General features: G+C 63.6%; 14 protein-coding genes. 5 read left to right on the top strand and 9 right to left on the bottom strand.

Annotation, left to right across the window (positions count from 1 at the left end; all coding sequences use genetic code 11):
* Window positions 1-375 precede the first annotated feature (375 nt).
* Complete coding sequence (locus AC5ZG5_RS23115; protein ID WP_456643917.1) at window positions 376-786, top strand: SEC-C metal-binding domain-containing protein; 411 nt, start codon at window positions 376-378, stop codon at window positions 784-786.
* A 102-nt stretch (window positions 787-888) separates the two neighbouring features.
* Here AC5ZG5_RS23115 and AC5ZG5_RS23110 read toward each other — a convergent pair whose 3' ends face one another.
* From AC5ZG5_RS23110 to AC5ZG5_RS23085, 6 genes are all read right to left on the bottom strand, one after another.
* Window positions 889-1,062: a hypothetical protein gene (locus AC5ZG5_RS23110; protein WP_456643916.1), complete on the bottom strand. Its 174-nt coding sequence runs from the start codon at window positions 1,060-1,062 to the stop codon at window positions 889-891.
* Between the two features lie 117 nt (window positions 1,063-1,179).
* Window positions 1,180-1,947 (bottom strand): DpnI domain-containing protein, encoded by a 768-nt coding sequence (locus AC5ZG5_RS23105; RefSeq protein ID WP_456643915.1) that lies wholly within the window; start codon window positions 1,945-1,947, stop codon window positions 1,180-1,182.
* 136 nt (window positions 1,948-2,083) lie between these two features.
* Window positions 2,084-5,008, bottom strand: coding sequence for an excinuclease ABC subunit UvrB (uvrB, locus tag AC5ZG5_RS23100; protein ID WP_456643914.1), 2,925 nt, complete (start codon window positions 5,006-5,008; stop codon window positions 2,084-2,086).
* A gap of 314 nt (window positions 5,009-5,322) precedes the next feature.
* Complete coding sequence (locus AC5ZG5_RS23095; RefSeq protein ID WP_456643913.1) at window positions 5,323-5,523, bottom strand: hypothetical protein; 201 nt, start codon at window positions 5,521-5,523, stop codon at window positions 5,323-5,325.
* 11 nt (window positions 5,524-5,534) lie between these two features.
* Window positions 5,535-5,774: a hypothetical protein gene (locus tag AC5ZG5_RS23090; protein ID WP_035690096.1), complete on the bottom strand. Its 240-nt coding sequence runs from the start codon at window positions 5,772-5,774 to the stop codon at window positions 5,535-5,537.
* A gap of 399 nt (window positions 5,775-6,173) precedes the next feature.
* Entirely contained in the window at window positions 6,174-7,103 is a 930-nt protein-coding gene (locus AC5ZG5_RS23085) for a LysR substrate-binding domain-containing protein (RefSeq protein WP_456643912.1), read from the bottom strand.
* Window positions 7,104-7,421: 318 nt separating this feature from the next.
* Between AC5ZG5_RS23085 and AC5ZG5_RS23080 the strand changes: the two genes are divergently transcribed.
* Window positions 7,422-8,183, top strand: coding sequence for a TSUP family transporter (locus AC5ZG5_RS23080; RefSeq protein WP_456643911.1), 762 nt, complete (start codon window positions 7,422-7,424; stop codon window positions 8,181-8,183).
* A 13-nt stretch (window positions 8,184-8,196) separates the two neighbouring features.
* On the top strand, window positions 8,197-8,430 hold the full coding sequence (locus AC5ZG5_RS23075) for a hypothetical protein (RefSeq protein ID WP_028163877.1): 234 nt from the start codon (window positions 8,197-8,199) through the stop codon (window positions 8,428-8,430).
* Between the two features lie 38 nt (window positions 8,431-8,468).
* Here the strand turns inward: AC5ZG5_RS23075 and AC5ZG5_RS23070 are convergent, their stop codons facing one another.
* Together AC5ZG5_RS23070 and AC5ZG5_RS23065 are read right to left on the bottom strand one after the other, a co-directional pair.
* A complete protein-coding gene (locus AC5ZG5_RS23070; protein WP_456643910.1) occupies window positions 8,469-9,074 on the bottom strand; it encodes an SCO family protein in 606 nt (201 codons plus the stop codon).
* On the bottom strand, window positions 9,071-10,186 hold the full coding sequence (locus tag AC5ZG5_RS23065; RefSeq protein WP_456643909.1) for an MBL fold metallo-hydrolase: 1,116 nt from the start codon (window positions 10,184-10,186) through the stop codon (window positions 9,071-9,073). The genes AC5ZG5_RS23070 and AC5ZG5_RS23065 overlap by 4 nt, the downstream gene beginning before the upstream one ends.
* A 208-nt stretch (window positions 10,187-10,394) precedes the next feature.
* Here AC5ZG5_RS23065 and AC5ZG5_RS23060 point away from each other — a divergent pair, with 208 nt between their 5' ends.
* Window positions 10,395-11,102 (top strand): glutathione binding-like protein, encoded by a 708-nt coding sequence (locus AC5ZG5_RS23060; protein WP_456643908.1) that lies wholly within the window; start codon window positions 10,395-10,397, stop codon window positions 11,100-11,102.
* 132 nt (window positions 11,103-11,234) lie between these two features.
* A complete protein-coding gene (locus AC5ZG5_RS23055) occupies window positions 11,235-11,930 on the top strand; it encodes a glutathione S-transferase family protein (protein WP_456643907.1) in 696 nt (231 codons plus the stop codon).
* A gap of 131 nt (window positions 11,931-12,061) precedes the next feature.
* On the opposite strand, the gene AC5ZG5_RS23050 is transcribed toward AC5ZG5_RS23055, so the two are convergent.
* Window positions 12,062-12,736 carry an HAD family hydrolase gene (locus AC5ZG5_RS23050; RefSeq protein WP_456643906.1) on the bottom strand — a complete coding sequence of 225 codons (675 nt, stop codon included), beginning with the start codon at window positions 12,734-12,736 and terminating at the stop codon, window positions 12,062-12,064.
* Window positions 12,737-13,034: the final 298 nt, after the last annotated feature.

The following is a 13,034-nucleotide window of genomic DNA, read 5'->3' as shown; positions in this document are numbered from 1 at the left end:
GAAAGCCTGGTCCAAAGGTGATGCGCCTGGGCCTCGAAGCCTTCCGTCGCATCAAATACGGCACCACTTTGAGGCTCAAAAATGTGTGAATCGGATAGCCGGTGACCGGGCTTTCTTGCCACCGTCGCCTCTCACGCGAAAAAAGTCCGCGCAAAAAACTTAGCGCCAGCGTCGGGGCGCCAGGACCACACGACTTCGCCGTCCGCGAGTGCCACGCTCGTCAGTCGTGACACCCTCGTCCACCGCATCTCACCGCAACGTTCGTGACGATCGCGAGCCGCCCCTCTCTTCGGGTGAGACGCGCGGAGTTAAATCACTGATTTGCCCGACGACGGAAGCGGAATGTTTTTTCCACGAGGGCTGGACAGACTTTAGGTGATTTGCCCGTCGAGTTACTTTGTCGCGCCTACTCGATGCAGATTGCCCTTGCGTGCGCAGCGAAGCAGTTCACAGCGCGCGCCAGCGGATGCATGGATTCCGGATAGCCGCCAACGCGGCTTCCGGAATGACGGGCACTATGCTAACCACCCGCCGCGGCAACAGGCCGCGACTTCAAACCAATGGAGGGCGTCATGCGCAAAGATCGCGATCTCGAAAACCTCCCCAGCTTTCAGCGTCACGCGTAAGCGGCGGAATTCATTCCCCTCGGAAACCCATGTCAAACGCGGGCAGCGCGTCATCCACAGTGACGTCGAGCTGGTCGAAAAGCTTGGCCGCAACGATCTCTGCCCTTGCGGCTCCGGACGCAGATTTCAAAGCCTGCTGCATGAAGTCCGGTGCGTATGACGGCGCAAACCGAAGCTATTACTTTCAGAGAGTAGCCGCCGATTGGCGGTGATCTCTCTCGTCGTTCCGGACAGCCGCTTGCGCGGCTTCCGGAATGATGGATCACGTGGATTCGACCGAAGCCAGGAATTCCTCAGCTTTCGCCCGCGTTGGAAACCGACCGAGTTCGCGATAGTCGGGATCGTGTTCCGCCGTATCCGGAGAGCGAAGCACAACGAATTCGTTGCCTTCCTGCTCGACCAATTCGGTCAGGTCCTCGCTTTTAAGAGGCGACATATCTCGCGCGCCGCAGTGTGGACACTCGTTGTCGCATGTGCACGACCATTCGTCGCTCCATCTCCTGCTGCAACGGTCGCATCGGTAGAAGTTAAGGAACCAGGCCATGGAGAACCTTCACGACGTCAGGCGGTAGTTGCCGCGGGAGACGAATTCGATAAATCCACGATCACGCAGGTATTGAAGCTGTTGGCGTATCTTCGGTCTGACGTTCTGGTTTCCGGGATAGAGGTCGCCAAGATGTCGGTCAAAAGCGTAGACCTCATCGAGCGTGAATTCACGTTTGCCGAGGGACTCGACACATTTCATAACATCAAGCAGCCAGCCCCGCGCTTCCAGCGATTCGTTTCTCAGGAATAGCGTCTTCTGCCATTCCTGAAGGACCAGTTCCTTATCGCGGATGACGCCATTCTGCACGATATGGATTTTGCCCGACGCTGGGACGCGCCCAAGCAAGATGTTCGATCCGATCCAGCCAGCGCGCCGCGCGGTAGCCGCCAACGGCTTTCGCTCCTCGATGATGTCGCGGACAAAGAAATGCTTTGGCACGATGAGGAGATTGACGACCGCGAGCGACTTCAAGTCGTAGTTCATCAGCAGGAGGTTAGGGTTGTTGCTTGCTGCCAGACGCTCGCATTTCGTCTTGTAGGCGCCATCTGCCACTTTCTCCCCGAACTTGCCTTTCTGGCTCTTGAGCTCGAATTCCTCGTTGCACGATTTGCAAAGGAAATCGGCAAGTGGGCTGTTGTTTGGAAATTGCGACATCTTCGCGTTGCCGCAGTGGGGGCAATATGCCCATGCGCTGACCCAGGCTTCGGTCCATTTGCGGGCATTTTGCGAACCGCTGGTATACGCGGATTGGGATTCTTCGAAGCCAAGTTTCATGAGGCCAGCGTACTGGAACCCGCACGATTTGCCAGCGCTCCGAGTGCCGCCACCACGCCATCCGCATCTCCTCGATCCGCGACGGCGTCACCGCTGTACCGCACTCAGCGCGGGTGGGTGCGGACATGGGCAGGGCTCACCGCTTCTTCCACCCGCCCCGTCGCCCAGGCGTGCCGCCGCTCGATCGTGGCGACGGGCCGAACTCCGGGCCGGACTGCCGCGAGTCGGTTGGCTGGATGATCCGGCTGGTGCTGCCGAACGGCTTTGCCGGCTTCGCACCAGGGTTCGGGCGGAAGGGGAGGGACTCCGGGCCGTGCATTTCGTCGAGATGGGGCTTGTGGACTTTTGATCCGGAGCTGCCGCCGGCCTTGATCGCCGACGACACGCTTTTCTTCTTCATTGCGCTGACCGGCAAATTGGCGGCGTCGCCGTATTTCCTGGTGCCGGCGTAGGCGCCGGCCTTGCCTTGCACGGTGCGCTGCTTGACGGTGGGATCGTCGACGACGGCCATTTCGGTGGCGCGCAGGCGCTTGACCTCGTCGCGCAGGCGCGCGGCTTCCTCGAAGTTCAGGTCGGCGGCGGCTTCGCGCATCCTTGTCTCGAGATCGGCGAGCACCGCCTCGAAATTGTGGCCAATCGAGATCACGTCGTCGGTCACGCTGCCGTCGCGGATATCGACCAGCACATGGTCGCGCTCGTAGACGGAGTTGAGGATGTCGCCGATCGACTTCTTCACGCTCGCCGGCGTAATGCCGTTGGCGGCGTTGTATTCCATCTGCTTTTCGCGGCGGCGGTTGGTCTCCGCAATCGCGCGCTCCATCGAGCCGGTCATGCTGTCGGCATAGAGAATCACCTTGCCGTCGACGTTGCGCGCGGCGCGGCCGATGGTCTGGATCAGCGAGGTCTCGCTGCGCAGGAAGCCTTCCTTGTCGGCATCGAGGATCGCGACCAGCGCGCATTCGGGAATGTCGAGACCCTCGCGGAGCAGGTTGATGCCAACAAGCGCGTCGAACGCGCCGAGGCGGAGGTCGCGGATGATCTCGATGCGCTCGATGGTGTCGATGTCACTGTGCATGTAGCGCACGCGGATGCCCTGCTCATGCAGATATTCGGTGAGGTCCTCCGCCATGCGCTTGGTCAGCACGGTGATCAGCGAGCGATAGCCCGCCGCCGCCGTTGCGCGAACCTCGCCGACGAGGTCGTCGACTTGCGTGCGTGCGGGACGGATGTCGACTGGCGGATCGATCAGGCCCGTGGGGCGGATCACCTGCTCGACGAAGACGCCGCCGCTCTCGTTGAGCTCCCAGCCGCTGGGCGTGGCCGACACCGCGACCGTCTGCGGCCGCATCATGTCCCACTCCTCGAACCGCAAGGGTCGGTTGTCCATGCAGGAGGGCAGGCGGAAGCCGTATTCGGCCAGCGTTGCCTTGCGGCGGAAGTCGCCGCGGAACATGGCGCCGATCTGCGGGATCGAGACGTGGCTCTCGTCGGCGAAGACAAGCGCGTTGTCGGGCACATATTCGAACAGCGTCGGCGGCGGCTCGCCGGGACGGCGTCCGGTGAGGTAGCGCGAATAGTTCTCGATGCCGGCGCAGCTCCCGGTCGCTTCCATCATCTCGAGGTCGAAGGTGGTGCGCTGCTCAAGCCGCTGCGCTTCGAGCAGCCGGCCCTGGTCGTTGAGTTGGTCGAGCCGCTGCTTCAGCTCCATCTTGATCGACTTGATCGCCTGCACCAGCGTCGGCCGCGGCGTCACATAGTGCGAGTTGGCGTAGATCTTGATGAATTCGAGCTCGTCCTGCTTGTGGCCGGTGAGCGGATCGAACTCCTCGATATTCTCGACGACGTCGCCGAACAGGTTCACGCGCCAGGCGCGGTCCTCATAGTGCGCCGGGAAGATGTCGATGACGTCGCCGCGGACGCGGAAGGTGCCGCGGGTGAAGTCGGCCGAGGTGCGCTTGTACTGCAGGGCGACGAGGTCGGCGATCAGTTGGCGTTGGTCGATGCGCTCGCCCTTCTTCAGCGCGAACGTCATCGCGGTATAGGTTTCGACCGAGCCGATACCGTAGATGCAGGAGACCGAGGCGACGATGATGACGTCGTCGCGCTCGAGCAGCGCGCGCGTCGCGGCGTGACGCATGCGGTCGATCTGCTCGTTGATCGAGGAATCCTTCTCGATATAGGTGTCGGTCCGCGGCACATAGGCCTCGGGCTGGTAGTAGTCGTAGTAGGAGACGAAGTATTCGACCGCGTTGTCCGGGAAGAAGTTCTTGAACTCGCCATAGAGCTGCGCGGCGAGCGTCTTGTTCGGCGCCAGGATCAGGGCAGGGCGCTGCGTCGCCTCGATCACCTTGGCCATGGTGTAAGTCTTGCCCGAGCCGGTGACGCCGAGCAGCACCTGGGTACGGTCGTTGCGGTCGATGCCCTCGACCAGTTCCGCGATGGCGGTCGGCTGGTCGCCCTTCGGCTGATAGTCGGACTTAATCTCGAAGCGGACGCCGCCCTCGGACTTTTCCGGGCGCGGCGGACGGTGCGGGGTCCACACCCGCATCGAGCCGTCGTCTTTCCGGAACTCGGGACGGCCGTCGCGGATCAGGTTCTCGAGCGCCTCGGCGGTCGCCTTGACCCCGAGCGCCTCCATCTTGTTGCGCGGCGGGCGGGCCAGCGCCTCCTCATCGTCCTCAGCGGTGGGCAGGCCGAGCTGTCGCGCCAGCTCCGGATCGAGCGTGGGCACCGTCGCCGCGGTGCCGTAGTTGGCCTGGGGCGCCTCGTCGAAGCCGCCGCCTCCATGCTGGTCCGCCGGAGCCAGGCGATCGCTCGGAAATTCCTTCGGCGTCGAGGCGCGCGCGCGGTGCGCTGCGGCCTCGCCGCCGGCGCGGCGGTCGCGTGAATTGTCCGGTGGCGGCTGCAGGCCCGTGGACGAGCCGATGCCGCTTTCGCCGCGGTTGATGGCGGGGTTCAAGAGTTCGGCGAGCGCCGGCGCGATCGGGAGAACGTCGGGCCGATGCGCTTTTGACTTGGGGGATTTGCCGGGCTTTTTGGGGGTATCAGGTTTCTTCGCCATGGGGCGAATATGGGACTGAAACCGCCGCCATGAAAGGGCGAATGCGGGTGCGCGGTCGCTCTGTCAGCAGGTGTCAGCAGGGGCGAAATGGCGGAGATTTTCGACGCGGCGGTTGCCTCTTCGCCTCTCCCGCTTGCGGGAGAGGCCGGATTGGTCGCTACGCTCCCAATCCGGGTGAGGGCTGTTTCCGCTTGTTAAGTCCAATGCTGTGTGACCGCGTCAGCGTGCGTTGTCGGTCACCGCATTCGCGGAGGCGCCCCTCACCCGGCGCTGCGCGCCGACCTCTCCTCGCGAAGGGCGGGGCGAGCGAGCCGTCAGCAGGCGGGCGAGGTCTTCTCGACGATGTTGAGATGAATCGCGCCGCAGCCGGTGCAGCGCATCGCCCAGTATTCGGCCCTACCGGGAATGACGCGGAGCAGGGCGAGCTCGGCCTTGCATTCCGGGCAATTGTTCAGGAACGGCCGCGCGGGCGGAGGTGACGGCGCCGGCTCGGCTTCGCAGCGCGGCGCGACCACGGCGGTGCCGATTATCGCGAAGTCGGCGACGGTTCGGTTGAGATCACCCCATAGCGCCGGCCGTAGCGGTCGATCTGCGCTTTCGCGTGGGCGATCGCCGCATCCCGATCGGACCACGCAAAGCCGAGCTCGAGTGTCGGAAACGAGATGCCATCGATGACGACCGGCTCGCGATCGGCTCGTTGAATCCTGGCGTGCCATAGCCCCTTCCCTGCCTCGAATGAGTTGATCTCAAAGGCTCCGTAAATCATGCCTGCGATCCCAGGTTATTTCCCGCGGGGGACCAAAGCACGCCCTGGGCGGCGAACTTTGTGAACTGGATCACACTGCGCAAGAATCTTTCGTTACAGGCGCGCGGACCGGTGCGGAAGTGGCGTGACGAGCTCACTCCCTCCGGTAAGGCGCGCAAATGTATCGCTCCGTTGATGTGCAGACTCGGGAAAAGCTCGGCGCGGTTGGTGAATGCCATGCAACAACTCGTTCGCAATCATCTTCGGTGTGAGAGCGACCAGGAGAACTCTGACCTTGGACATGGCGTTTTCCATCAACGCGACCAGGGGGGTCGTCAAATATAAATGCAACCAATAATTGTTTATTATTGCCAGTCTTGGTCGCGCTGTCCAGCCGTCAGGGCTGCGACAATGTGATCATTACCTGCTCGTCTCGTCCCTCACGAGGGATCGCTGCCCCTTGGCCCGCGTGGCGGGCTCAGCCGCGGCGCGGATGATCCAGCGGCGGAAGGCGGCAAAGTCGCGCTGACCGGTGCGGAAGCCATGATAGACGAGATACCAGCGCATGCCCTTCGGCACGCTCAGCTCGAACGGCGCGACCAGCCGCCCCGCGGCGAGGTCGTCGTCGATATAGGGACGGATTCCCATCGCGACGCCAAGGCCGTCGACGGCCGCCTGCAGCGCCTGACCGTAAAATTCGAACTCAGGCCCGCGCGCCGTGACCCTGGCAATGCTCGCGGCCTTCAGCCATTTCGGCCAATCGTCGGGCGAGTGCGCGACGCGGAGCAGACTTCTCCCCTTCAGGTCGCTCGCGCGCTTGAGCTGGCTCGCCAGCCGCGGCGCGCACACCGGGAGGAGATCGGCGGCGAACAGCGGCTCGGCCACCAGTCCAGGCCAGTCGCCGTCCCCGAGCTTGATGCCGCAGCTCCAGTCGTCGCTGAACGGCTCCGGCGCCGCGGCGCCCCCGGTGGTGATGCGGACCTCGATCTCGGGCTCTTCCTTCTGGAAATCGGCAAGCCGCGGGATCAGCCATTTCATCGCAAACGTCGGCCCGACGCCGATAGTCAGGACACGGACGCTCGCGGGCGCGGTGACCTGCGCCGTCAGGCTCGCCAGCGCATCGAAAATCGGCGTCAAGCCGCTCTGGTAGAAGCGGCCGGCCGTCGTGGTGACGAGGCGGTTTGCCTTGCGCTCGAACAGCGCCACCCCGAGCCGTTCCTCCAACAGATGCACCATGCGGCTGATCGCGGCCGCCGTGACGTTGAGCTCGGCGCCCGCGGCGGCAAAGCTGCCGGTGCGCGCCGCCGCCTCGAATGCCTTGATGCCGTTGAGAAAGAGCAGCCGCCGCAAGCCATCACCCTCAGGAAAACTGATGCCAGGAGGAGATAACTCAGTTTGCGCGGTATGTCCAAGCGGGGCACAACGATGAGCGTAAAGCTCGAGGTTGAATCGATGCTGCCCTTCTTACCTCGCCCCGCTCGCGGGGAGAGGTCGGAATTCGCACGGAACGCGCGGATTCCGGGTGAGGGGGGAGTCTCCGCGCATCCGTCTCTCACCGTCTTCGCGGAGAGAACCCCTCACCCCAACCCTCTCCCCGTAAGAACGGGGAGAGGGAGGGTAAGCAGTTTGGCCGTGTATTGATCAGAGTTCGCAGCGCCGGAGAATCTCGTGAGCCCGCTTGTGATTGCAGCCCTTGGCGTGCTGATGGTCGCGACGGCATTCCTGTCGGGGCTGTTCGGCATGGCCGGCGGGCTGATCCTGATTGGCGTGCTGCTCACCATCCTGCCGCTGCCCTCGGCGATGGTGCTGCATGCGATCACGCAGATGGCCAGTAACGGCTGGCGCGCCTTGCTGTGGCGGGCGCATATCCGCTGGCGGCCGGTCGCGGTCTACCTGATCGGCTGCGGCGTGGCGCTGGCGATCTGGTCGGCGATGCGCTATGTGCCGGACAAGCCGATCGCGCTGCTGCTGCTCGGCGTCACGCCGTTCATGGCCCGGCTGATGCCGAAGGGAATCAAGCCAAACCCTGATAGCATCTGGCAGGGCACGTTCTACGGCTCGGTCTGCATGGGGCTGATGCTGATGACCGGCGTCTCCGGCCCGCTGATGGACACCTTCTTCCTCGGCGGCAATTTCGGCCGCCGCGAAGTGGTCGCGACCAAGGCGACCTGCCAGGTGGCGAGCCATTTCACCAAGCTGATCTATTTCGGCGGCATCATCGACCAGGCCGCGACGCTCGATCCGGTGCTCGCGGGCGTGGCTGTCGCGGCCTCGATGCTCGGCACCACGCTGGCGCGGCGAATCCTGGAAGCGATGAGCGACGCGCAGTTTCGCACCTGGGCGAACCGGCTGATCACGACGGTTGCAAGCTACTACATCCTCTATGGCGGCTGGCTGCTCGTCGCGCGTAACAGCGCGATGGCGCATTGACGGAGGAAGTCCGATGGCGGAGGCGACGGATGCGTTGGTGCTCGATCTCGTCGAATGGATCGCGCGCGAGCCGCGGCCTTATGCCGAGGTGATCGAGACCTGGCGCACCTCGTGCCCACGGCTGACGATCTGGGAAGACGCCGTCGACCGCGGCTATGTCATGCGCCGCCCGACAGTCGAGGGTTTGCGGGTGGTGGTCACCGAAACTGGCGAACGATTCCTGCGCGAGCACGGCCGCGCTGGCTGAGCTGGCTTGGTGCCGCACAACAGCGCAGTGGCAACGCTCTACCTGGCGAGGTGCGGGCGGATGATCTCGATCATGCGGTCGGCCGAGGTGCCCGGCGGGAAGAAGCCGAGATAGCCGCCGTCGCGATCCATCAGATAGATGAACGCGGTGTGGTCGACAGTGTAGTTGTCTTTCCCAAGCGGCACCTTGGCGCTGTAGACCTTGTAGGCGTCCGCTGCCTTGCGTATCGCATCAAGGCTTCCGGTCAATCCGATCAGGCGCGGATGAAACAGCGGCACGTATTCCGCCAGATGCTGCGGCGTGTCGCGTTCGGGATCGACGGTGATGAACAGAGGCTGCACCTTGTCGGCATCGCTGCCGAGCCGGTCCATCGCAAGCCCGATCGCCTGCAGATCGGTGGGGCAGACATCGGGGCAATAAGTAAAGCCGAAATAGACCAGCATCAGTTTCCCGCGGAAATCGCGCTCGGTGCGGATATGGCCGGTGTGGTCGACGAGTTCGAACGGGCCGCCGACCGGCTCCCGGTTCCACATCAGGATGTCCATGATCTCAGCCGCCGATCGCGCCGGCGCATCGCCCGCGCAGGCAGGCGCCAGCATCAGCCACAGGCCGATGCCGACGCTGCTGATGGCGCGCAGGATCATGCCCCGAAGGAGAGGCGGCTGCCCGTCGTGGTGACGAGCACCTTGTCGCCCATCTGCGCGCTTGCCTCCTGGACGAAGTTCAGCCCGCTGCAATGCATGGGCACCACGACATCAGGCTCGAGTTTCTTCATCTCGGCCACGATTTCGGTGAGATAGTCCTTCGGCGCCGGTCCGAGATGGAAGCCGCCGACGACGGCATGCACCTTCTGGATGCCCGAGACCTCCTGCGCCTGCTTCACGGAATTGACGATGCCGACATGGCCGCAGGAGCTGATCACCACCAGCCCCTTGTCTTTCACGTTGAAGCAGGTCGCATGCTCGTGGATGTGCTCGTCCGGGACGATCTTGCCGTCCATCTCGGCCGGCAAATAGTGGCTGGCGTTGCAGCCGAGCCCATCCTTCATGCCGAACTCGACCCAGGTCTGCGGCAGGATGCGCTCGATGCTGCGTCGCGTGATCTTGCCCGTCGTGAACGCATGGCCGGCGATCACGGTCGGCGTTTCGCAGAGAATGGTCGTGACGTTATGCGCCGCAAGCTCGCGGCGGTCGAGCGTGCCGAAATCGGCGAACTGACCCTTGGTCGGCGTCGCGTTGACGCGATGGCAGAAATTGTCCTCGCCGCCGGCGTAGAGCTTCACATCGGCCGGAAGCTTGCCGCGATATTTATCCAGGAAGCCGATCAGGCCGCCGAAATGATCGTAGTGCCCGTGGCTGACGATCAGCGCGTCGAGCTTCGCCGGCTCGACGCCCACCAGCTCCATATTGTTGATGAGCACGTCGGGCGTGTAGCCGTAGTCCAGCATCAGCGTGCGCTGGGTGTCTGCGGCCTGAGATTCCAGCCACAGCGACAGGCCCCATTCATTGTGCAGCGACTTGCGGAAGTCGGCGCTTCGTGCCGGCGGCGCGATCGATACGCCGTTTGCCTGCCTCGGGCGGAAGAACATGTCGTAGCTGCTGTCGACCAGCACGCGGATCGACAGTCTGTCGACGGTCGGCACCTCGATCGGCGCTGCACTCGCGATCTCGACGCAGGAAAATCCGCCGGCAGCCGCGATGCCGGCGAGCGCGGCTGAACCTTTCAGAAAATCACGTCGTGGCAAATCTCTCGTCATTGAATCCTCCCAGACGACATTCTGACTGCAAAGAGCGCTCAAGCGTAGGACCGAGGCGAGCCCGCCTCAATCGCGCGGCGGTGCACCCGCCGATCAAATTCGCGCGCATGGCGTCAAGAAGCGGATTGACTTCGCACCGGTTCTGCGAGATTCATGCATTCGCATCTTTCTCCGATGCGCGTTCCCTCCCAGCCGCAGGATCATGCCCATGATCGACCTCCATTACTGGACCACGCCGAACGGCCACAAGATCACGATGTTCCTCGAGGAGACTGGGCTCGACTACAAGATCATCCCGGTCAACATCGGCAAGGGCGAGCAGTTCGCGTCGGAATTCCTGGAGATCGCGCCCAACAACCGGATTCCTGCGATCGTCGACCATGCGCCGAAGGGCGGCAGCAAGCCGATCTCGCTGTTCGAGTCCGGCGCGATCCTGCTCTATCTCGCCGAGAAGACCGGCAAGTTCCTGCCCGCCGATCTCTATGGCCGCTATGACGCGATCCAGTGGACGTTCTGGCAGATGGCCGGCCTCGGGCCGATGGCGGGGCAGAACCATCACTTCCGCAACTATGCGCAAGAGAAGCTGCAATATGCCATCGACCGCTATGTGAACGAGACCAACCGGCTCTATGGCGTGCTCAACAAGCGCCTCGCTGACCGTGAATTCGTCGCCGGCGGCTATTCGATCGCGGATATGGCGAGCTATCCCTGGGTCGTCGGCTACCAGAACCAGGGCCAGAACATCGACGATTTCCCGCATCTGAAGCGCTGGCTGGAAACGATCCGGGAGCGGCCCGCCACGGTGCGCGCCTATGCCAAGGCGAAAGAGGTCAATCCGAATTTCGGCCAGCCCGCGATCCGCACCGAGGAGGAGCGCAAGATCCTGTTCGGCCAGACCGCGGCGGTGGTGCGGTAGCGCTGTTGTTGCCGTCATTGCGAGCGCAGCGAAGCAATCCATGTCGCCGCGTGCGGAAGCGTGGATTGCTTCGTCGCTTGCGCTCCTCGCAATGACGGCTAGTCTGACGGCCGACATCAGCGGGATTGATCCATGGCCATGAAACTGTTCGAACTCGTCGGTACGGACACGTCCCGTCCGTTCAGCCCGTATTGCTGGCGCATACGGATGGCGCTGGCGCACAAGGGGCTTGGCGCCGAGTCGATCCCCTGGTGCTTCACGCACAAAGAAGTGATTGCCCCGCACAAGTCCGACAAGGTGCCGGTGCTGCTCGACGGCGACACCACGGTGGCCGATTCCTGGGCGATCGCCAACTATCTCGAGGACACCTATGTCGACCGTCCCTCGCTGTTCGGCGGCGAGGGCGGCCGCGCCATGGGGCGGATGCTGAACTGGTGGGGCGATGTCACTGTGGTCGGCGGCATCTTCCCGCTGATCGTCGCCGATATCCCCGCGCATCTCGCGCCTGACGACGTCGCCTATTTCCGTAGGACGCGCGAGGCGCGGCTCGGCAAGCCGCTGGAAGAGGCCGCGGCCACGCGCGATCACGCGGTCGAAGGCTTCCGTAGGAGTCTCGATCCGCTGCGGCTGACGCTGCGGACCCAGGCCTATCTCGGCGGCGACAGGCCGAACTATGCCGACTACATCGTGTTCGGCGGCTTCCAGTGGGCACGCGTGGTGAGCCCTTTCAAGCTGCTGGTCGAGAACGATCCGGTCTACGCCTGGCGCGAGCGCCTGCTCGACGCCTTCGACGGCATGGCGCGGAAGTCGCCGGGATACGAGGTGTAGAGTTCACCGTCATTGCGAGGAGCGAAGCGACGAAGCAATCCATGTCTTCACGCGCGGAGAGATGGATTGCTTCGCGGAGCCTGTCATCGGGCGGCGCTACGCGCCGACCCGGTGGCTCGCAATGACGAGTGTTACAGCGCGCCGCGTTCGCGCAGCATCGCCAGCGCCGCGTTGAGGTCTGGCAGCACCGCGGCGCATTTGGCGCGCGTTTCCTCGGTCGGCGGGATCATATCCGGCACCATCAGCGTGATCGCACCGGCGGCATGGGCCGCGGTTACGCCATGGTTGGAATCCTCGATCGCGACGCAGGCTTGTGGCTTTACGCGGAGCCGTTGCGCAGCCAAGAGATACAGATCCGGGCTCGGCTTGCAGTGCGTGACGTCGTCCCGCGTCAGGATAGTGTCAAAGCGCGCGCGGATTCCTGCGAGCGTGAGGTGCTGGTCGGCAGAGCGGCGCGAGGAGGAGGTCACGATCGCCATCGCACATTGCGCGGACCGAAGCGCGTCGAGCAGCTCGACGGCGCCGGCCTTCAGCGGCAACCCTGCGCCAAGCATTTCGTCACGGTTGGCGGCGAAAGCCTTGTTGATCTCGGCGAGCGGGAAATCATCGCCGTAGCGCCTCACCAGCATCAGCTCGCATTCCGGTCCGGGGAGGCCGATCATGGCGTGACAGAGGGTGACGACATCGTCGGTATAGCCACGCGCGTTCAGCGCCGCGACCAGGCTGTTGAAATAGACCTTCTCGGTATCGAGCAGCGTTCCGTCCATGTCGAGCAGGACAGCGCTGATGTCCCAGCGGCTCGTCACGTTGCGGCCGCATCGGTTTGCCGCCTCGCGAGCGCGCGCAGGCAATCCGGGCACAGGCAGTCGCCGCCATCATGGGCCGGCATCGGCAAACGGTAGGGTTCCGCGCCGCACCAGCATTCGCCCGACAGGCTGCAGGTGAAGGCGCTGCCGCAGCGTCTGCAGGAAAGCTGACGCGGGGTGCTTTCTTTCCGATTTGTCATGTAACCGGCCGCTCTCCTATTGCGGAATTAATCCGTGGTTCATCCGCATGCGCGCTATGATGTTGCGCTTCTTTGTTTGAGCATGATCTTTTCGGAAA

The organism is Bradyrhizobium sp. Ses1 (genome assembly GCF_059512365.1).
The sequence above is the reverse complement of the archived record's forward strand: the minus strand, read 5'-3'. Positions and strand labels throughout refer to the sequence as shown.